Source organism: Candidatus Nitrosotenuis aquarius, from assembly GCF_002787055.1.
Lineage (GTDB): Archaea > Thermoproteota > Nitrososphaeria > Nitrososphaerales > Nitrosopumilaceae > Nitrosotenuis > Nitrosotenuis aquarius.
Window position 1 is genome coordinate 674840 of sequence record NZ_CP024808.1, and the last position, 19882, is coordinate 694721.

Annotated in this window: 24 protein-coding genes; 16 read left to right on the top strand and 8 right to left on the bottom strand. The window is 45.2% G+C overall.

Annotated features, from left to right (window positions below):
- Complete coding sequence (locus NAQ_RS04005; protein ID WP_100182351.1) at nucleotides 1-1518, bottom strand: MFS transporter; 1518 nt, start codon at nucleotides 1516-1518, stop codon at nucleotides 1-3.
- 146 nt (nucleotides 1519-1664) lie between these two features.
- The gene (locus NAQ_RS04010) at nucleotides 1665-2222 is read right to left on the bottom strand and encodes a hypothetical protein (protein ID WP_100182352.1); all 558 of its coding nucleotides are present in this window, start codon (nucleotides 2220-2222) and stop codon (nucleotides 1665-1667) included.
- A gap of 136 nt (nucleotides 2223-2358) precedes the next feature.
- Between NAQ_RS04010 and NAQ_RS04015 the strand changes: the two genes are divergently transcribed.
- Genes NAQ_RS04015 through glnA form a run of 6 tightly spaced genes read left to right on the top strand, consistent with a single transcriptional unit; the run spans nucleotide 2359 to nucleotide 7364 of the window.
- Nucleotides 2359-3828, top strand: a complete 1470-nt coding sequence (locus NAQ_RS04015) for a KamA family radical SAM protein (protein ID WP_245871726.1) — start codon at nucleotides 2359-2361, stop codon at nucleotides 3826-3828.
- A 9-nt stretch (nucleotides 3829-3837) separates the two neighbouring features.
- Nucleotides 3838-4005: a hypothetical protein gene (locus NAQ_RS10080; protein WP_162858638.1), complete on the top strand. Its 168-nt coding sequence runs from the start codon at nucleotides 3838-3840 to the stop codon at nucleotides 4003-4005.
- A 43-nt stretch (nucleotides 4006-4048) separates the two neighbouring features.
- Nucleotides 4049-4810 carry a DUF432 domain-containing protein gene (locus NAQ_RS04020; protein ID WP_100182353.1) on the top strand — a complete coding sequence of 254 codons (762 nt, stop codon included), beginning with the start codon at nucleotides 4049-4051 and terminating at the stop codon, nucleotides 4808-4810.
- Nucleotides 4810-5649, top strand: a complete 840-nt coding sequence (locus NAQ_RS04025) for a mechanosensitive ion channel family protein (RefSeq protein WP_100182354.1) — start codon at nucleotides 4810-4812, stop codon at nucleotides 5647-5649. Before NAQ_RS04020 ends, NAQ_RS04025 begins: the two co-directional genes overlap by 1 nt.
- The gene (locus NAQ_RS04030) at nucleotides 5646-5918 is read left to right on the top strand and encodes an Lrp/AsnC ligand binding domain-containing protein (protein WP_162858639.1); all 273 of its coding nucleotides are present in this window, start codon (nucleotides 5646-5648) and stop codon (nucleotides 5916-5918) included. Before NAQ_RS04025 ends, NAQ_RS04030 begins: the two co-directional genes overlap by 4 nt.
- Before the next feature lie 3 nt (nucleotides 5919-5921).
- Nucleotides 5922-7364, top strand: coding sequence for a type I glutamate--ammonia ligase (glnA, locus tag NAQ_RS04035; protein WP_245871728.1), 1443 nt, complete (start codon nucleotides 5922-5924; stop codon nucleotides 7362-7364).
- Here glnA and NAQ_RS04040 read toward each other — a convergent pair whose 3' ends face one another.
- Complete coding sequence (locus NAQ_RS04040) at nucleotides 7365-8669, bottom strand: cation:proton antiporter (protein WP_245871730.1); 1305 nt, start codon at nucleotides 8667-8669, stop codon at nucleotides 7365-7367.
- Between the two features lie 137 nt (nucleotides 8670-8806).
- On the opposite strand from NAQ_RS04040, the gene purM reads away from it, so the two are divergent.
- From purM to NAQ_RS04075, 7 genes are read left to right on the top strand one after another with little or no spacing between them, the layout of a single operon-like run.
- Nucleotides 8807-9814 carry a phosphoribosylformylglycinamidine cyclo-ligase gene (gene purM / locus NAQ_RS04045; protein ID WP_100182356.1) on the top strand — a complete coding sequence of 336 codons (1008 nt, stop codon included), beginning with the start codon at nucleotides 8807-8809 and terminating at the stop codon, nucleotides 9812-9814.
- Nucleotides 9815-9867: 53 nt separating this feature from the next.
- Nucleotides 9868-11079 (top strand): cation:proton antiporter, encoded by a 1212-nt coding sequence (locus tag NAQ_RS04050; RefSeq protein WP_100182357.1) that lies wholly within the window; start codon nucleotides 9868-9870, stop codon nucleotides 11077-11079.
- Nucleotides 11080-11130: 51 nt separating this feature from the next.
- Nucleotides 11131-11499 (top strand): LIM domain-containing protein, encoded by a 369-nt coding sequence (locus NAQ_RS04055; RefSeq protein ID WP_100182358.1) that lies wholly within the window; start codon nucleotides 11131-11133, stop codon nucleotides 11497-11499.
- Nucleotides 11500-11538: 39 nt separating this feature from the next.
- A complete protein-coding gene (locus NAQ_RS04060) occupies nucleotides 11539-13113 on the top strand; it encodes an elongator complex protein 3 (RefSeq protein ID WP_100182359.1) in 1575 nt (524 codons plus the stop codon).
- 5 nt (nucleotides 13114-13118) lie between these two features.
- The gene (lysS, locus tag NAQ_RS04065) at nucleotides 13119-14711 is read left to right on the top strand and encodes a lysine--tRNA ligase (protein ID WP_100182360.1); all 1593 of its coding nucleotides are present in this window, start codon (nucleotides 13119-13121) and stop codon (nucleotides 14709-14711) included.
- A gap of 1 nt (nucleotide 14712) precedes the next feature.
- Nucleotides 14713-14898 (top strand): hypothetical protein, encoded by a 186-nt coding sequence (locus NAQ_RS04070; protein ID WP_100182361.1) that lies wholly within the window; start codon nucleotides 14713-14715, stop codon nucleotides 14896-14898.
- Nucleotides 14899-14932: 34 nt separating this feature from the next.
- Nucleotides 14933-15787: a coiled-coil domain-containing protein gene (locus NAQ_RS04075; RefSeq protein WP_100182362.1), complete on the top strand. Its 855-nt coding sequence runs from the start codon at nucleotides 14933-14935 to the stop codon at nucleotides 15785-15787.
- On the opposite strand, the gene NAQ_RS04080 is transcribed toward NAQ_RS04075, so the two are convergent.
- Nucleotides 15779-16312 (bottom strand): SHOCT domain-containing protein, encoded by a 534-nt coding sequence (locus NAQ_RS04080; protein ID WP_162858640.1) that lies wholly within the window; start codon nucleotides 16310-16312, stop codon nucleotides 15779-15781. The two genes, NAQ_RS04075 and NAQ_RS04080, sit on opposite strands and share 9 nt — an antisense overlap.
- Nucleotides 16313-16407: 95 nt before the next feature.
- On the opposite strand from NAQ_RS04080, the gene NAQ_RS10085 reads away from it, so the two are divergent.
- Together NAQ_RS10085 and NAQ_RS10090 are read left to right on the top strand one after the other, a co-directional pair.
- On the top strand, nucleotides 16408-16545 hold the full coding sequence (locus NAQ_RS10085; protein WP_162858641.1) for a hypothetical protein: 138 nt from the start codon (nucleotides 16408-16410) through the stop codon (nucleotides 16543-16545).
- A 20-nt stretch (nucleotides 16546-16565) separates the two neighbouring features.
- Nucleotides 16566-16739 carry a hypothetical protein gene (locus NAQ_RS10090; protein ID WP_162858642.1) on the top strand — a complete coding sequence of 58 codons (174 nt, stop codon included), beginning with the start codon at nucleotides 16566-16568 and terminating at the stop codon, nucleotides 16737-16739.
- Between the two features lie 104 nt (nucleotides 16740-16843).
- Here NAQ_RS10090 and NAQ_RS04085 read toward each other — a convergent pair whose 3' ends face one another.
- Nucleotides 16844-17335 (bottom strand): DM13 domain-containing protein, encoded by a 492-nt coding sequence (locus NAQ_RS04085; RefSeq protein WP_100182364.1) that lies wholly within the window; start codon nucleotides 17333-17335, stop codon nucleotides 16844-16846.
- Nucleotides 17336-17525: 190 nt separating this feature from the next.
- Here NAQ_RS04085 and NAQ_RS04090 point away from each other — a divergent pair, with 190 nt between their 5' ends.
- Entirely contained in the window at nucleotides 17526-18050 is a 525-nt protein-coding gene (locus NAQ_RS04090) for a hypothetical protein (protein WP_100182365.1), read from the top strand.
- On the opposite strand, the gene NAQ_RS04095 is transcribed toward NAQ_RS04090, so the two are convergent.
- Genes NAQ_RS04095 through NAQ_RS04105 form a run of 3 tightly spaced genes read right to left on the bottom strand, consistent with a single transcriptional unit; the run spans nucleotide 18047 to nucleotide 19828 of the window.
- Nucleotides 18047-18670, bottom strand: coding sequence for a DM13 domain-containing protein (locus tag NAQ_RS04095; RefSeq protein WP_100182366.1), 624 nt, complete (start codon nucleotides 18668-18670; stop codon nucleotides 18047-18049). The two genes, NAQ_RS04090 and NAQ_RS04095, sit on opposite strands and share 4 nt — an antisense overlap.
- Nucleotide 18671: 1 nt before the next feature.
- Nucleotides 18672-19220 carry a hypothetical protein gene (locus tag NAQ_RS04100; protein ID WP_100182367.1) on the bottom strand — a complete coding sequence of 183 codons (549 nt, stop codon included), beginning with the start codon at nucleotides 19218-19220 and terminating at the stop codon, nucleotides 18672-18674.
- Nucleotides 19217-19828, bottom strand: a complete 612-nt coding sequence (locus tag NAQ_RS04105) for a hypothetical protein (protein WP_162858643.1) — start codon at nucleotides 19826-19828, stop codon at nucleotides 19217-19219. The genes NAQ_RS04100 and NAQ_RS04105 overlap by 4 nt, the downstream gene beginning before the upstream one ends.
- Nucleotides 19829-19882 lie beyond the last annotated feature (54 nt).

Sequence of the window (19882 nt, forward strand, 5' to 3'; positions counted from 1 at the left end):
TCAGTGTGTTTGCGAGATTTTTACGTTCTTTAGTATTATTGTTGCCAATACTGCCGCACTCATTGTCAGTGCCACGCTGACCATAATAGAAATGTGCAGTCCGTGCAGAAACGACTGGTGAGCCGCATCAAGCAGTATGGTTCCAATTTCCGACGGGAGTGATTTTGATACCTGGACTGCGCCTGCCAGGGTGTCCATTGCCGTATAGCGCGCACCGTCTGGTATTCCGGCAGGAATTGACTCTGCCAGCTCTTTTCTGTACAATGCCGTTCCGACGCTTCCAAGTATTGCAATTCCCAGCGCCCCTCCAAGCTCGGCAGTAGTCTCCGATATTGCAGAGGCCGCCCCCGCCCGCTCTGGCGGAGCAGAGCCGACTACAAGATCAGTTGCAAGCGTAAAGACAGGTGCTAGGCCCAGTGAAGAGACCACCAGTGCAGTCATTATCAGCCAAAATGAGGTTTGTGTGTCGATTTGCATTAACAGTCCAAGGCCTGCCCCCGCAATCACCAATCCTACTGCAATTATTATTCCCGGTCTGATTCGATGCGCAAGCCTTGGTGTAATGGTAGAGCCTGCGACAAACGCAAGGGCCCAGGGCAATGTCCACAGTCCCGCCTGCAGCGGGGACAGCCCCAGTACCAGCTGCAAATATTGCGAGATGAACACAAAGGCGCCAAACGCCACAAAGACCCCAAGCAGAAAAGTAATCAATGAGCCGCTAAATGCGCGTATTTTGAATAATTCCAGGTCTACTAGGGGATCCGGGATTCTTTTCTGCCTGAGCAAAAATGCAAATCCGATTGCCAGGCCCAGGCCAAAAAAGACAACCGGTTCAAGCCCGAGGCCGTCCTGCGCAATTTGCTTTACTCCGTAAATGATTGCAAGAATTGCGCCAAGCGAGAGCGCTGCACTGACTGGGTCCAGTCTTCGCGCTTTTTTATCCCTAAATTCCGGCAGGATCATCGGTCCAAGAATCAAAAGTATTATCATAACAGGAATTGCAAGCAAAAAGACAGAGCCCCACCAGAAATATTCCAGCAATACTCCGCCCACCAGTGGGCCTATTGCAGCCCCTGCCGAAAAGCTGGAAACCCAAACACCTATTGCAATAGAGCGCTGCTTGTCGTCATGGAACATGTTTCTAATCAATGACAGGGTAGATGGTGCAAGTGTGGCACCGGATACTCCAAGCAGTGCACGAGATACGATTAGCATTTCTGCAGTGGTGGAAAATGCCGCAAGTGCGGATGTGATGGCAAACGTGATTGCGCCTATCAGTAATAGCTTGCGCCTTCCAATTCTGTCGCCGAGATTTCCCATGGTAATTAGCGAGCCTGCGACAAAAAATCCGTAAATGTCCATTATCCACAACAATTGCGAGCTGGTAGGATGCAGATCAGCGCTGATATGTGGAACTGCCAGGTGTAGTACGGTCAGATCCATTGCATACAGGACACATGCTAGTGATAGGACTCCAAGTCCAATCCATTGGCGAGATCCTGCCCTAACTATACTCATTTTAAAATCATTTTTCCTGCTGGATTGTGGATTGGCCCTTGGTTATAACTGATCTTGGATCAATGTCTGGTCGACACTGCTTTTGTTTGGAACGCCCGCTGGATAAGTGCAAGGGGTTGTGGGTCGACTCTCTTCAAACTTGACACCTAGTTTTTTTCTGGATCATAGTATTTTTTGTCAATAGTATAGGAAATGGTGTTGTTTGTAATGCTGCAAGTCACTGGCGCCCCCAATGCCCTAAATGCAGAGTCATAGTATGTCTGAAAGTAAATGGACCACTTGAGCCCCATGTCGTGCTTCATCACAAACTTGACAAAATCATCTTCGACTATTTCGCTAAAGTGAAACCCGGCTGCCTTTGCCCTGCTTCGAAGAACAGATATCCATTCTTCGGCGTCTGTCTTTCCGCGCATTGCTAATAGCATGTCCTTTGGGACGTGCTGGCCTGCAAGGTCCGCAACCTCCATTATTGTTTTGTCGTCAAGCCTCTCAAAATACGCCATCAGCACATCCTTTGGGATTGGAATCCATCCTGTTTTTGCTGCCACCACGTCCCAGTCCATTGCATGCGAGAGGAGCTGGTTTATTGCGGAATTTATGGTAATGTTCTCGGATTTTGCATATGATCTTAGCTTGTCAAGTGTTTTTTTGCTTATTCTAGCGGTGATTGTTTCGGTTTTTTCATTTTTTACATATGTTGACACGGGACATCAGATTTCTCTTGTCTTTATCATTAAAGAATTTTTGTGATCTGGAAAATAATTGCAGATGATTACAGTTGATTGAAAATAGGTCACTTATTTCAGCACATTTAACAATGATAAGCGAGCTTTGTTGGCAATGTCCGCAAGGTTGCAGGAATCAGCATGGTCGGAGTACGAATCCCCACGATACGTACCATATACCCTGTTCAATTTCAGAGAGATACCCCAGATTCACAATCTCCCTGAAGAAAAGCAGTTTGAAATTGAGGTGGTGGGAAATGTCCTACCTTTTAAGACCAACAATTATGTGGTGGACAATCTCATAGACTGGAATGAACCGCTCGTCGATCCGATGTTCATCCTTACCTTTCCCCAAAAAGGCATGCTCAAAAAGAGCCATTATGATGAGGTTGCGGCCGCAATAAAGAATGGGAGCGACAAAAAGACCATACAGTCAATTGCAAACAAAATTCGTTACCAGCTGAATCCGCACCCTGCAGGACAAATGGAACACAACATTCCGCAGCTAAAGGACGGCACAAAACTTTACGGAACGCAACACAAGTACAAAGAGACAATCCTGTTTTTCCCAAGCCAGGGCCAAACATGCCACGCATACTGCACATTCTGCTTTAGGTGGCCGCAGTTCGTAGGAATCGAGGAGCTAAAATTTGCAAGCAAGGAAATAGACCTGCTTGTGTCATACCTAAGAGAGCACCAAGAGGTCTCAGACGTGTTATTTACAGGGGGCGACCCGCTCATCATGAAGTCGCAGATACTCTCCAAGTATATTGACTCATTACTTGAAGCTGACCTGCCAAACCTCAAGACAATACGAATAGGCACAAAGTCACTGTCGTATTGGCCGTACCGATTCCTAACGGACGATGATGCAGGCCAGGTCTTGGCTCTATTTGAGAGGGTGGTCAAAAAGGGAATACACCTTGCATTTATGGCCCACTTTAACCACCCAGTGGAGCTTTCAACTAAGGCAGCAAAAAACGCCATTTACAGAGTACGAAAAACCGGAGCACAAATACGAACACAGTCGCCTGTCCTTGCCCACATAAATGACGACCCACAGGTCTGGGCCGATATGTGGCAAAGGCAGGTGAACCTAGGTTGCGTTCCATACTATATGTTCGTGCCAAGGGACACGGGTGCGCAGGAATACTTTGGCGTGCCGCTGGTAAGGGCGCAAGAGATTTTCAGGGATGCATACCAAAATGTGAGCGGACTTGCAAGGACGGTTCGCGGACCAAGCATGTCTGCAAACCCAGGCAAGATCCAGGTGCTAGGTACGGTAGAGATTGGAAAGAAAAAGGCAATGGTGATGAGGTTTTTGCAGGGAAGAAACCCAAAATGGGTTCAAAGTCCGTTCTTGGCAAAATATGACGAAAGTGCAATTTGGATTGACGAGCTTGAGCCGTTTTCTGGAAAAAAATTCTTTTTTGAGGACGAGCTGCATCAAACCCTTGGGATAAATGGTAAGAGCTCAAAGAAACGAAGAAAATCCCACATCATTACTTCGATAAACAACGTAAAGAGCAGCTTCGAGGACAGAATAGGTCCACGCCACTGGAATTTCAAGGGCAAGTTCCCATAGGTGTGTTCGATGGAGACAACAAACGTTTGTTCATTGTGCAACGGCCAAGTTGGAGTTTTTGCCACATGCGGCACCTGCAAGCAGATAACGCAACACATTTGCACAAAATGCCTAAACGAGGTGAAAAATCCATGCATTTGCTTTTCGGTTCAACACAAGCTCGACTTTCTGAGATGAAATGCCGACCATAAAATGAGGATGTTTTCATAAACAGAATAAAATGAAGCCAGAGATTTTCAGATCACATAATACGTTTTCTGGGTTTGGCCAGTACCAGATTGATAGCAGGGCAGATTTGAGCATGTCAAACAACGCCATAATACTGCAAGAAATAGGAGACGGCAAGTTTTCCTATTCCCGCACCTCCAATGATATCACCATTAAGAAAATAATCCAAGGCAGCCTGCAGACAGCCCAGATTGAAATTGTGCCGGTTTTGCCAATACATGTTCCTTCATACAAGACTGATTTTTTCTTTCTGAGATTTGACGAGACACTGTTTGTCGAGTCGGGCTCTACTATGCATCTTGATGTTTGCATCCCAATTGAGGTGGGCGTGTTTGTTCTCACCGAAGGTAAATCAAGCGGGTTTGATTTTTTCAGCTGCGACCCCCTCAATTCACGATTTGGCCTTTATGGAACCCCAGAAGACGGCAAGCTTTGCAAGTACGGCCTCGTTTCCGCAAATGGAGGCACCCCGCAGGAATTCACACATGCGCGATTTGGAATAGAAATCACAAATGAGCTGCATGAATCGACATCAGTTGGAAAAATAGTGTTTCCTGCAACAGACCATGATCTGCACTATCACAATAATGATGTCATCATGGACGGCCTGCACGCCACAATAAAGAACAGGGTAGGCCTGCACGTAATTGAAGCTGTGCAGAATCCCATGGCGACGCCCCGCGGATGGAGGCTTGCCACAAGGGACACCGAAAAAACAGACTACAAGTTTTCAATGGAGCGGGGATTTGACTAATGGTCTTTGATATTTTTTCAGACACATCCACAATCAATGTTCTTGGGACTCAGGTTTCTGTGGCATCCCTTGTAATCGGCGCAATAATTATGGTAGCTGGAGTGGTTGTTGCAAGAATAATCAGCACGCTCTTTAAGAGATATTTTGCCACGAATCTTCCGGGAAACGTAGCTACAAACCTGCACAAGCTGATCTATTACGGAATAATCATTGTAACGCTGCTTGCGGTAATCACAAGCCAGGGAATAGATTTGAGCGGTCTGATGGTGGCAGGCGGAATCTTCGGCATAGTGATCGGCTTTGCCGCACAGTCGGTGGTGTCCAATTTGTTTTCTGGGATATTTTTGATGTTTGATAGGCCTGCAAAGACAGGAGACCTAATCGAGATTCCCCAGAGCAACACCTATGGAAGACTGATGGACATTACTATTTTTTCGACAAGAATAAAGCTCTTTGACGGCTCTATAATGCGCGTTCCAAACGAGAAAATCTTCACATCTGAAATAAGAAACGTTTCTGGAAGCGAGGTAAGAAGGCTGGAGGTAACTTTGGGGATTGCGTACAAAGAGGACATTGACCACGCAATTGCGGTCATAAAAAAGGCAGTATCAAGACTGCCCTACGTCTTGCGCGAGCCAAAGCCCGAAGTCTGGACTGAACAGCTGGCCGACTCGGGCGTCAACCTAAAGGTGCTGACGTGGATCCCAAGGGATGAATGGGACAATGTGGGCCCAATTTTGCTAAAGGAAGTCAAAAAAGACATAGACGATGCGGGAATCGAGATTCCGTTTCCCCAGCGCGTCGTGCATTACGCAAACAATCAAGGAGAGACAAGATGAGCATTGCAAACAACTCCTCAAGGTCAAAGATCTTCATTCTAATCAACTGTGTTGATGGAAAAATCGACTCGGTGCTAGAGCAGATCAAAAAAATAGACATCGTAACCCAGGTTCAAAAAACAGACGGCGCATACGACCTAATAGCAATACTTGAGGCAGACACCAATGACGAGCTCAAAAAAACGCTGATGCATAAAATACGAACCATTGATGACGTAAAATACACACTAACGCTCCGATCAAGTCTGGATGATGAGGTTCTCGGCTAAGCCTTGTCGGAAGCACTAATTGACAAGACAATACTGCAGATTCAGCAGAAAAAATTTGAATATATTGAGCTGTGGTTTGTAGACATTTTTGGCGAGCTTCACGCACTCAACATTCCGTCGTATTCTTTGGGCGAGGAACATTTTCGATATGGGCTGCAAAAGCTTGATGCAAGCTCAATTAGGGGCTTCAAGTCAGTTGACGACTCGGACTTGTTGCTCATGCCGGACGCCTCTACACTGAGAGAGCTTCCCACGTATTATGACGAGAGCAGAAAAACCGCGCGCATTTTTGTCGACATTTACGACAAAAAGGGCTCAGAGGTCTGCAGGTTCAACAAGGATTCCAGAGGAATTGTTCGCAAGGCGCAATCAGAAATGGAAAAACTTGGGTTCACGCAGACCAGGTTCGGTCCCGAGATAGAGTTTTTTGTATTTGATTCCATACGGCTTTTTCCTGCGGCAAATTCCATGTGGTCATCTGGTACAGTTGGATATTCAATAAAATCAGTAGAGGCGCCATGGTCGCAGGAAAACACTTCGCTTGACCCAAAAGACGGCTATTACACAGCAAAGCCAAAGGACACGTTAGACACAATACGAAAGGACATCTGCGACGACATTCACAGGTATTTTGGCGTCAATGTAGAGGCCCACCACCACGAGGTAGCATCCTCTGGCCAGTGTGAAATCAACATACGGCACGACCAGATGCTGCCAATGGCAGACATGATAATCTCAATTAAGAATTTGATAAAGATGAAGGCAAGGCATTACGGCAAAGTCGCGACGTTTATGCCAAAACCGATTTACGGAGACAATGCATCTGCAATGCACATACACCATAGCGTCTTTGCGGATTCGCAAAATGTTTTCTATGATCAGAATGATACGGTTGCAGGCCTCAGTCAGACTGCAAGATACTACATCGGAGGCATACTGGATCATGCGCCTGCCCTGTCTGCAATAGCAAACCCGACTACAAACTCGTACAAGAGACTTGTTCCAGGATATGAGGCCCCAGTAGGCATTTGTTGGGGCCTAAGCAATAGAACCGCCGCAATAAGAATTCCAAAAACGTTCAATGAGAGCAGTGCCTCAAAACGCATTGAATATCGTGTCCCAGATCCCACCGCCAACATTTACCTATTAGAGTCGGCGATTTTGCTTGCGGGAATTGACGGAATAAAAAGAAAAATCGATCCCGGCAGCCCAGTGGAGGAAAGTGTCTATGCAATGACCCCGCAGAAACTAAGGGAACACAATGTCAGGTTTCTCCCATCGAGTCTCAAAGAGTCCCTTGACGCATTGTGCTCAGACAGTGGATTTTTGAGCCAGGTCTTTACGGACGAATTTCTGGATACGTATTGTTCTCTAAAATACAAGGAGTATTCCTTGTTTGCGCAAACGCCCACGGTGTGGGAGATTGCAAAATATTCTGACATGTGATTAGGTTGTATTTTGTATGTCTGGATCTTTTGGCATCTGTGATTTTGCCCTGCTCAGCGCGACAGTAGTAATTATGACTGAGCTTAGTATTACCACAAAAACAATCTGCGGGTAATATTCCGCGTTTTGTAGGCCCATCGTGAGTGGGATTGTTGCCATCACGGCAGCTGCAAGACCCCGTGGAATCATTGCTATTGTGACTAGATTGTCAAACTTGGGGAATTTTTTGCGAAGCGATATTGAGACTATTGGGATTCTTGTGGCATAGATGAGAATTGCGCCTATTACGCCAAATATGATGAATTCTATTCGGCCCAGCGTTGCAAGCAGGCCTACGAACACAAAGAAAAACGAGCGGACAAGAAAGGTCAGCTGGTTGTGGGTCGGATCGTCCAGAGAAATCTCTGGCAGCTTGAATTTGAGGCGTTTTGATAATACCTGCTTGTTGCCAAGCATCAGGCCAAAAATCAGGGGCGCCAGAGCACCGGTTCCGCCAAGGGATTTTTCTGCAAAAAATATCACAAACAATATTCCAATTGTGAGCATGTAGGAGTGTTGCGCATTTTTGAATTTGGTGGTGACATATGCCCATGGTATCCCTATTGCAAACCCAAGCAACAGTCCAACCCCGATTGATTTTGCAAATGACGATACTGCAACTGCCGGATCAAACACTCCTGAAACCAGCATCTCGATTAGGACAAACGCAGTAATGGTGACAAGAATGTCAGTCATTGCAGACTCTAAAGAGAGCATGGATCTTGTCTGATCAGAAATAGGAAACCTTCGCACCAGGCCGAACACAATAATCGAGCTGCTTCCCCCAACTATTACTCCAAGCAGGATGCTTTCGATTAATCCCCACTGCAACCCATAGAATGCAACAAGCGTCACTGAAAATATCGAGGCCAAAAAGCCAAGAATTGCAAGGACCAGCGCATAGTGCGCAGTTTTGACCACATTTCTAATATCCAGATTAAGGCCGCCATCAAACATTATGAGAATAAGTGCAACTGCAGCAAAATACGGCACAACATCAATTACGGTGCTTGTCGGGATTATGCCAAGCACTGGCCCTATGACCACCCCGAGGACCATCAAAAACGCAATGTCCGGAATCCCGGTTTTCCTAAAGAATGCTTCTCCTGCGACGCCCAAAAAAATGATTATTGCGCCTGCAAGCAACAACACCGGTGCAGACATGATTTCACCAATAAGAGGCTCAAACTTTGGCATGGAATCCTGAAATTTGAAGAGGTTTTCCAAAGCAGGCCCAAGATTATTTATGATTTGATCATGTTCCACAATTTTTTGTATCAGGCATCACTTAAAAATGTGAAACGCCCAAATGGCAGATTTGTAAAATCACAAATTAAGATCCGGATGAATCTGCGCAGTGTGAATTTGGAATGTATATGTAGAGAGTATAGAATTAGAAAACCATGATAACCTACAAGTCCGCAGGAGTCGACGTTTCTAAAATCAAAAAAAGCCAGTCTGCAATTGGAAAAATAATCGCGTCGACTCATTCTGGAATGGTCAAGTCTGGATTTGGACACTATGCTGGACTAGTCGGGATTCACGGAGGAAAATACTTGGCGACGCACACCGACGGTGTTGGGACCAAAGTACTGATTGCAAATCTGCTAAAAAAATACGACACAATAGGAATCGACTGTGTTGCAATGAATGTCAATGACATAATTTGCATTGGAGCCAAGCCCGTATCGTTTGTTGATTATATTGCCGCAAACCGAAACAACGAGTCCGTGTTTGTAGAAATCGCAAAGGGGTTGGCAGCTGGTGCAAAAAAATCTGGCGTGCCAATTGTTGGCGGAGAAACCGCAATCATGCCGGATTTGTTTGAGGAAAAGAAATTTGCGTTTGATCTGGCAGGAATGGTTGCAGGCCTAGTTGACAAGACCAAGCTAATCCTTGGAAACAAGATCAAGCCAGGCGATGCAATAATTGGAATTGCAAGCACCGGAATCCACTCCAATGGTTATTCACTGGCAAGAAAGGTCCTGCTAAAGAAATATTCAGTTTCAGATAATGTCAGAGGAGTGGGCAAAATCGGCCATGCAATGCTGACACCTACTGAGATCTATGTTAAGCCGGTCTTGGATGTAATATCGCAATGCGAGGTGCACGGCCTGGCAAACATCACGGGGGGCGCATTTACCAAGCTTTTGAGGCTAAAAAAGACTGGATTTGTGCTAGATATGATGCCAGAACCGCCAAAGATAATGCAGTTAATAGAAAATCTCGGAGTACCATACGAGGAAATGTACAAGACATTCAACATGGGCGTAGGATTCTGCACCATAGCGCCAAAAAGTCAGGTAAACAAGATAATGTCAATTTACAAAAAGCACAAACTAGTATCATATGAGATTGGCCACATTTCTGCAAAAGTCGGCGTCTTTTTGGACGACAAAAAGCTGGCGTAGCGTCACGCTCGTATCATTTTTAATCTATAACATTTTATCAAATTAAGGGAAAAATGGAATCGCATTTCGTTCAGGTTATTATTTCTGTCTGTGTTTTGCTTTTTGCCGCCAAGCTCATGGCGGAATTGTTTGTCAGGATACGACTGCCAATAGTGCTTGGCGAGCTGCTTGCAGGAATGATAGTTGGACCGTTTGCAATTGGCGCATTTTTGATGTTCCAGGGAGAACACCTAGTTGTACTCACAGAGGAGGTAAAGATTCTGGGCGAAATCGGTGCAATAGTAATTTTGTTCATGGCTGGCCTGGAGATGACCCCAAAGGAATTCATCCGAGGCGGCAAGGCGTCATTTACTGTCGGAACGCTAGGCGTTGTGGTCCCATTCTTTGTCGGGTTTTTGGTATTCCAGTTCTTTGGCTTTGACGCATTACAAGCAATGCTGGTAGCAACTGCACTCACCGCAACAAGCATTGCAATTTCTGTTCAGGTACTAAGCGAATTTGGCAAGCTAAAAACTCCGGAAGCTCGACTTATCATAGGAGCTGCAGTAATTGACGACATTTTGGCAATTGCGGTATTGTCTGTTGTGACATCAATTGGCGGAAGCGGAGCCGAAGTGGACATCACAGATGCGGTCTTTACAATATTCAAGGTTCTGGCGTTCTTTGCAGCCATGGCAATTGCTGCGATATTTCTAGTTCCTCGCATGGTCAACTCGAAAATGTGGAAGGCAAGCGGAAGCATTGAGGGAATTGTGACTGCGGCGTTCTTTGGTGCTGCGGGCCTAGCTGCATGGATTGGTTTGTCGCCGATTTTGGGCTCGTTTGTTGTCGGCATGGCACTATCTACTACAAAAGTCTTTGAACGTGTGGAGCACTATATCGGAAAATTGGGTCTGATTTTTGCGCCATTGTTCTTTGCAATAATCGGCGCCCAGGTTGATTTCCGTGGAATAAATGCAGAAGTGTTGTTAATTGGCGCAGTAATAATTGGTGTTGCAATAGCTACCAAGCTGATGGGATGTAGTCTGCCTGCAATGCTGTTTTTGAAAAACAAGGCCCAGTCAAGGCGGGTTGGAATTGCGATGATTTCCAGAGGCGAGGTAGGCCTCATTGTTGCAGGAGTCGGCTTGTCCAGCGGAGTATTGATGCCAAACATTTACACTACTATTGTAATCATGGTAGCAGTAACGTCACTGATTACACCGATTTGGTTAAAGCTGGAATATCGAAAAGACATGCAGCAAAATCCCGCCACTCAGAATTAGATCGCATCGTATCGATAAATATTAAATTAGAGCGACCAAGTCGCTCATTCATTGGCTGATGAAAACTTTGTAGACATGTGTGCCGTCTGCAAGCAAGGCGTTCCAAAAGAAACAATGGTCTACCAGAAAGGACGCGTCTTTCATCCGCAGTGCTTTGAATCTCAGGGAAGCACATTTCCAGCAATAGACCCAGACTTGGCGCAACTATCTGCCAAGACGCGAGTGGAGCTGGTGCAGATGAAAAACCTCAAGGCAAGAGCAGATGCTGGATTGTTATCGCCACCCAAACCAAAGGCTGCAAAGAAGAAATCTTCCAAAAAAGCCAAGAAAAAGACAAAGAATGTAAAGAAAACCAAATCAAAGAAATCCAAGCCAAAGGCAAAGCGCTCCAAGAAACGAGCCTCAAAGAGACGACAATAATTCTAAGAAATTTAAGGCCAGATTCACATTTTCAAGACAATGCCCAGCGCAACATTTTCACAAGCATGTGTAGAGATTTCACAAAACCTCCTCTCAATACAGGATGCCACAAAAGACCAGATCAAATCGCAGATAAAAAAAATCTGCACAAAATATGCCCTGGAGAGAATCCCAAAGAACCACGAGATACTGTCTACAGTTTCCGGAAATGATTACACTAGGCTGCAAAAAATATTGCTAAAAAAACCAGTCAAGACAGCATCTGGTGTTGCAGTGATTGCATTGATGCCAAAGCCATATGCATGCCCGCACGGCAGATGCACGTATTGTCCCGGCGGAATTGAATTTAATTCTCCAAATTCCTATACCGGTAATGAACCGTCAACGATTAACGCAATTGAAAACCAGTACGACCCAAAAAAACAGATCATAAACAAGCTTGACAAGCTTGTAGCATACGGCCACGACCCATCCAAGATGGAATTAGTTATTGTCGGCGGGACATTTCTTTTCATGCCAAAGGACTATCAGACAAATTTCATAAAATCATGTTATGATGCTCTAAATGGATTTGACTCTACCACTCTTGAAGAGGCAAAACAAGCAAACGAAACAGCACAAATCCGCAATGTCGGGTTCACTATAGAGACAAAGCCGGACTATTGCAAGGAAGAACATATCGATATGATGCTTGACTATGGAGTCACCAGAATTGAAATTGGCGTGCAGAGCCTGCAAGAATCGGTGTATAAAATTGTCAACCGCGGCCACACATACTCTGATGTAGTGGAATCGTTCCAGATTTCAAAGGATGCAGGCTACAAGATAGTAGCGCATATGATGCCAGGACTGCCCACAGTCACTCCTGAAACTGACATTTCGGATTTTAAGAAACTGTTCTCAGATGATTCGCTAAAACCAGACATGCTCAAGATTTACCCGTCGCTTGTATTACAGCACACACCAATGTACCAGGACTATCTACAGGGAAAATATACGCCATACTCCGATGATGACATGATCCATGTCCTAATGGAATTAAAGAAAAACATTCCAAGGTGGGTAAGAATAATGCGGGTCCAGAGAGAGATTGGCCCAAATGAAATCATTGCTGGGCCAAAATCAGGCAACCTGCGACAAATAGTGCTTGAGAGACTCAAAAAGCACGGCATGGCCTGCAAGTGCATTCGATGTCGTGAAGTTGGATTTACTACACAGCCACAGCAAGAGACCAGACTCCGCCGGGAAGACTATACCTCGTCTGGCGGAGAGGAAGTGTTTTTGTCATATGATGATTCGCTGGACAGAATATACGGATTTTTGAGATTGCGCAAGCCAAGCTCCAAGGCTCACAGAAAAGAAATAACGCAAGAGGCCTGCATTGTACGGGAGCTGCACGTATATGGAAAATCACTCAAAATTGGAGAGCGAGAAGATGGACAAATACAACACTCTGGTCTGGGCAAGAACCTAATGAGTGAGGCAGAGAAGATCTCGCGCGAAGAGTTTGATGCCAGAAAACTCTTGGTAATATCTGCAGTAGGCACCCGCGAATATTATAGAAAAATTGGATACACTTTAGATGGTCCATATATGGCAAAAAAACTAGAGTGAGTGACTTGTCAGAAGAAGAAAAAATAATCATAGGTAAGGGAACCTGGATTGACAAGCTTGCATCAGAGATGATAGAGCGAGAAGAGCGGTTGGGGCGAGACACAAAACTGCTCAAAGTAGAGTCAGGCCTTGGCGCATCCGGCATTCCGCATATTGGTTCACTTGGCGATGCGGTTCGAGCCTATGGAGTCAAGCTTGCACTGGAAAATCTAGGCTACAAGTCTGATTTGATAGCATATTCTGATGATCTGGATGGCCTCAGAAAGATTCCAGAGGGCCTGCCAGAGACACTATCAGAACATATTGCAAAGCCAGTGTCTCTAATTCCTGACCCGTTTGGGTGCCATGACTCCTATGGAATGCATATGAGCAGCATTCTACTTGACGGATTGGATAAGCTGGGAATAAAATACAATTTCATTCGGGCCCGAGACACTTACAAAAACGGCCTGCTTCGCGACCAAATCCATACAATTCTTATCAATTCTGAAAAAATTGGAAACAAGATCGCAGAACTGGTAGGTCAGGAAAAATACCAGAAATTTTTGCCTTACTATCCCGTTTGTGCAAAATGCAACAGGCTGTACACTGCGCAGTCATACGAGTATGACCAAGAAAGGCGAGTTGTAAAGTACCGATGCGTCGAAGCAGAGATTGGATCAAAAATGCTCAAGGGTTGCGGCCACGAAGGAGAGGCAGACATTTCAAAGGACTTAGGAAAACTTGCATGGAAGGTAGAATTTGCCGCAAGATGGCATGCATTTGACATTAGGTTTGAAGCATACGGCAAAGACATCATGGATTCAGTCAAGGTAAACGACTGGGTATCTGAGGAAGTATTAGGCCATCCGCCACCGCACCACGTAAAATATGAAATGTTTTTGGACAAGGGCGGCAAGAAAATCTCAAAATCTGCAGGAAATGTCGTTACATCACAGAAATGGTTCAGGTATGGAACGCCAAAGTCCATGTTACTATTACTATACAAAAGAATCACAGGTGCGCGCGAGCTAGGCTTTGAGGACATTCCGGCATTAATGGATGAATACAACGAGATAGAGGACGTCTATTTTGGAAAAATAAAGCTGGAAAATGAGGCAAAGCTGCTCAAGACCAGAGGATTGTACGAGTACACAAATTTGCTAAACCCGCCAAAGACCCCTCCGACGCACGTCAATTTCAGATTGCTAATAGAATTATGCAGAATCTTCAAGGAAGACAGGAAAAGTCTGGTGACAAAAAAGCTCATCGACTATGGCTCTATCAAAAACTCCGAGCCCCACATTGAGCAGCTAATCGAGCTAGCAGGAAATTATGCAGACGACTTTGAGGATGAGGAAGCTGCAAAAATAGAAATCAATTCTGAAACCAAAACGGCACTCTCCAAGCTTGTCACAATATTAGAATCAGACAGGGATCCAGAAGACTTGCAGAACACAATTTACAACATTGCCAAAGAGAACAATGTCCAGCCAAAGGACTTTTTCATGGTATTATACCAGATAATAATCAACGCAAGCCGCGGACCAAAAATCGGGCCGTTCATCATGGATATTGGAAGAAAAAAAGTGGCGCAAACAATATCAAAGCACATCTGACATGGCACACAGCGAACACAATAGACCAAGAAAGAGCGGCGGGTTTTTCCTGATAATACTTGGGGCGCTGTTGTTCTTTATCGCACCGACTTGGTTTTCAGGCGAGCCGCAAACAGGAATTGCACTAATTGTAGTTGGGTTCATAGTTGGCGGCCTTGGGTTCTACCTTCGATTCATTCGTAAATAGTAAAATTCATCTTTGCAATACATGGTGATATCACATGGGACTCTTTAGGCGAAAAAAGGAAGAAGAAACTACAACAGAAACACAAGAGATTACACCAGAGCCAGTACAAGTAAAGAGCCCAGAAGAAATCCAAAAGGAAAGAATTGCGGCCGAGCTTGAACAGCTAAACCTAGAATTGCAGTCAAAGACAGAGCACCTCAGGTCAGTGTCTGAAAAACTTGACAAGGTGAAAGCAGAATATGATGATATAGTCAGCACCGTGATGGCGTCAAAAAAAGAGGCAAACGAGAAAAAGTCAGAGATGGACGCCCACCGAGTCCAGTACCAGCAGCTACTCAAGCAAATAGATGCAGCCAAGCTTGAACTGGAATCGACAAAAAGGCAGGCGGAGGAAAACAAGGCCCTCCTATCAGAGGCAAACAGGACCAAGACCGACTTGGAAATAGCAAGAACTGAATACCAAAAGTACAAAACCGAAACAGACGAGATTAAGAAAAACCTGGATTCGGTTCAAAAATCATACGAATCCAGCAGAAAGGCCCAAGAGGCAGCAAACCAAGAGCTGCTTGAGACAAACCACCGCCTGGAATCTGCCAGAATAGAAATAGAACAGATGCGAGCGGAATCCGAGTCAAAGAAAAAAGAAATAGAAAATGCAAAGCGCGAGCTCAAATTCATTGAAAATCAGATGGCAAACGCAGGCGAGCGGGCAGACCAAAAAAGCGTAGTAGCTGCGGCCAGCTCTGTTGTATCATCGCTTAACGCAAAAATCCAGGCAATGCAAAAGGAAATGGAGATAATCAAGACCACACTGCAGCGAGAGCGAATAGAGCACAAGCAGGTAAAGGACCAGCTTGATGAAATACTAAAAAAGAAAAACCTAGCGTAGCTGCTTTAGAATCTCTTTTTTGATAAACAAAAACTCCTCATCGGATAGTGTTCCGGTGTCCTTGAGCACTGCAAGCTTTGCAAGCTGATCCACAATATTGTCCTTGCTTGGAGGAGATGGAACCGGTGTTGCAATCGGGTCTTCCTTTTTGACTGGGATGGATTGAGGGTGAAATTGCGGGGATTTTCCTACCTCTTCAAGATAGGTGTGTCCAGAGCAGCCAACTATTTGCATATGCTGGACTAGCTCCTCTCCTGCAAATTCGATTAGAGATCCGCTAGAGGATCTGTAACCACACATATCGCATACCACAAAGAACTGGCCTGAGGCAAGGTTGGGGATTGTGTCTGCGTCAGTTTTGCGCACATATTCTGCATATCGTGTCTTTCCGCACTGGTGATTCTCTGTTTTGATGTGCTCATCACAGAATTTGAATCCGCAGTAGCTGCACTTTGCCGGCACCTTGTGGGCGTCTCCGCAAAATATGCAGGTATTTGCTTTAGTCTTGGGTTGCGATAGGCTCAATCCTGGCCAAAAATCCAGCGGATTATTAAAAAGGAGTAGCTCGTCTGGGGCAAAATTCGGCTTTGTTTTTATGCAAAGACGGGCAAATACCAGTCATGTCGGCACTGGGCAAAATGGGCAAGGCCTTTGCGTTTGTTGTAATAGGAATCGTCACAATAATCGTAGGCGCATTTATGATTCGGGGAACAATGCACATGTGGGACAAGCCCAAGGACGACCCAAAGGACAAATAACACATTTTGGCTATGATATCATGGTAGGCCCGCGCGACGGAGGATTTGGCTTTGACCAGTCCAAAAAATACACCGAAGTTGAGAATCTTGAGCAGATCTGTGTCCAGTGCCAGGCAGGCCAGCACGCAAAATGCTTGGCAAAGGCAAAGCAGATTCCCAATTGCGAGTGCGAGCACTGTATCGTCTTTGGATAGTGTGTTCAGTTAGTACAACATCTCTTTGAAATAAAATCACACCATACACAGGATACGCTGAGCAAATAGAGCGGCCATCTGTGCTAGACTTTTTGGGTGGCAGCTCAGCTACTAATTTCTGCAGAGCCAAACAATACAGAGAACTGCTTGCACCAGATCAGTGCAGTGTTGTATTTTGTCAAATCAGTTCCCTCTGGAATCTCGTAGTTTTGGTTTCCAATGTTTGCTTTCAGCTCACCCAGGCTGACATAGTCTTGTGCTGTGTCATCAGTTGCCAAATACACATACAGGTCCGGACCGTTGGTCGACTTGAAATCTTCCAGTCGAAGCAGTTGCTGTCCGTCTGCCAGCTTGAGCACCTTTGCTTGTCCTTCCGCGTTGTGGATTCCGTCGTTTACTCCTATGAATTGTCCGGATGCAATTAGCACTGGTTCTTCAATAGTAGAGGTTGTCGTGCCATCGGTTGTAGTTATCGTGCTGGTAATTTCCGGAATTGGCTCATCCGTGGTAACGTCAAAGAACAATGGCGCACCAGTGTATGTGGCAACTGGAATTATTACGGCAATTATTATCCCTATGATTATTTTTTTGTTCAACGCTATCACTAATATCAGATTGTATTAAAGAAATGTTCCAAATTCATTCCAAATTTTGGGCTCCGATTCACTGAATCCGATCATCTTTGATCAAGTCTCTAACTCTTCGTCATCGCCCGATCATGTGTAGAAAATGCAAGTTAAGAGTCTGCTGGAATGAATTAAAAGCAAAGACAGAACAATCACACCCATGGAAAAAGAAGAGCTGCGACATCTAATAGTCCAAGAACTGGAAAAGATTCGCACCCACAAGACTCACCTAGGACAAGGATGTGCTGCATGCCACGTCATGTTTTCACTCAAAAACACACTGAACAGCTCAGAGCAGGACTGTGCAGATTTGGTTTCCCAGACATTATCAGAAGATTCCAAGCTAAACGAGGAGTTTATCGAAACTGTAGAGCAAATCCACATGATAGAGCGAGGCCTCGGTGGCGCATTTGCCATGCGAGAGCGTGAATCAAAGGACTCGTATTTGGATGCATATTTTGCAAATGTACTGGACGAGCTTGGGTCAGATCTTGCGCAATATTCATCAGAGATTTTGCTTCGCAAGATTCTCCTGGCATATCTGTCATTGTATATTGCCCAGACAATTGGCGTTGACTATCACGCAGCAACGGAAGAACTGTATTACATTTTGCGCAAAAACGAAAAGAAAAACATCCAGCTTGATGAGTTTATTGACAAACTACAAGACCGGATAAGGCGCTAGCCTTCAGGCTTGACAAACTTGGCATAGCCATAGTATAGATCAAACGGCTTGCTGTAAATGACCAGAGTATTGTATGTGTCGTGGTCTATTCCTGAAATGTCATAGTTTTGGTCCCCCTGTGATGCACGTAGTGGGCCGATTTCTATTCCCGTTTCTATTGTGCCATCTTTGGTCAGGTATAGTTTTTGATCAATTCCGCTTGCTATCCCAAAGTCCTGCAGTCTCAGAAACGTGGTTTTGCCAGAGACATAGACAGCTGCCTGCCCGCCTGCATCATACCCCTTTACACCGCTTACCGGGGTAAGCTTGATCATGCGAAGCTCAGATGATCCAGAGATTTCTGTCATGATGTCTTTGCTTTCTGCTGCAAAGCTTGGCCTCTCCCTTGCCTCTTCCAGTATGAGATTTCTTGTACTAGATGGCATTGTTTGTATCAGAAACGACTTTTCATCCTCGTCTAGCCCAATGAATTTTTCATATGTCAGATCTGGCCGTATGTCAGACAATGCCATACCAAGCTTGTTTTGTTGTTTTGGCTGCACATAGGACGCCGCCACAACATAATACGAGCCTATCAGAAACGTTCCAATTATTACAGATATGGTGACTGTCCTGAGCATTTTATGCCTCCCTAGATAGTGTGAATTTTGATTTTGATTCCACCTGGACTGCAATCGCAAAGAACGCACCCATCACAACCCCAAACACAATGTGCAGCTCAAGTGAGCTTATCATGATAAGACTAGAATTTGCAAGCAAGACGCCGGACTCGCCAACCATTACACTTGATTGTATGATTGGCATTATGACAAAAAGACTGATTGGCACAAAAAACACTCCAAAGACTACAAGCCCTGTTGTGATTCCTGCTACTGCGCCCTTTTTGATGGAATAAATGTACATCTTTTTGTGCATCCCAGAGCCCAGGCCAAAAACCGTACCCATTAGGCACGCAGTAAGCATGTGCGATACCATCCCTATTAGCGTGGCCTCAAGGCCTGATGAGCCGACTGCCAGACCCACAATTTTGTAAAAAGAGCCCTGGGCAGCACCCAGTGATAGATCGATTACGAAAATGCTCACAAAAATCGCAAATCCGCCGACAAGCCCCGCTACGCAGCCAATCTGTGCCCTCTTTCTCAGAGAGACGGCAGGATCAAAACTGATCATGTCGATGGCCAGTGTTCACTCTCTGTTTTTTCCCATTTTGATTTTTCTTCTTTCTTTGTTTTCCCTTTCATAGAATAATCCTCATAGAGCATAAACGATGCAAACAGGCCCATTATGCTTCCATACAGAACGTGCAAGATGAGCGCACCCCACATTATCTGGTCAGATGTTCCCATCAGAATTTGCGCAATTTGCAGTTGCTCTGATGTCACCATGGAATTTCCTATCACCTGATCAGACAGCATTGGGAACATCAAAAATAAAGACACCGGCATGAAAAATATTGCAAAGACCTGGATTCCTGTGACTCCGCCTGCGATTATTCCCTTTGCAACTCCGGTGATTTGCAGTAACCTATGCATCGTAGAGCAGATGCAGAAAATTGCCCCAATCAGTGCCGCAGTCAGCATGTGTGCAAAAAATCCAAATATTATTGCAGGCAGTCCATCTAGGCCTACAAGCATTCCAACAACCTTGTAGAACGTTCCAAACGGAACTCCCACGTCAACGTCAATCCAGAAAAACGAGCTGAAAAGCGCAAATCCACCTACTAGTCCAGCAATACATCCTGTTTTTGCCATTCGATAGATTTCTGCACCGCTAGTCAATCTCATCACCGAAAGGAACATGACAAACGCATGCGCTTTTCAACGGCATTATAT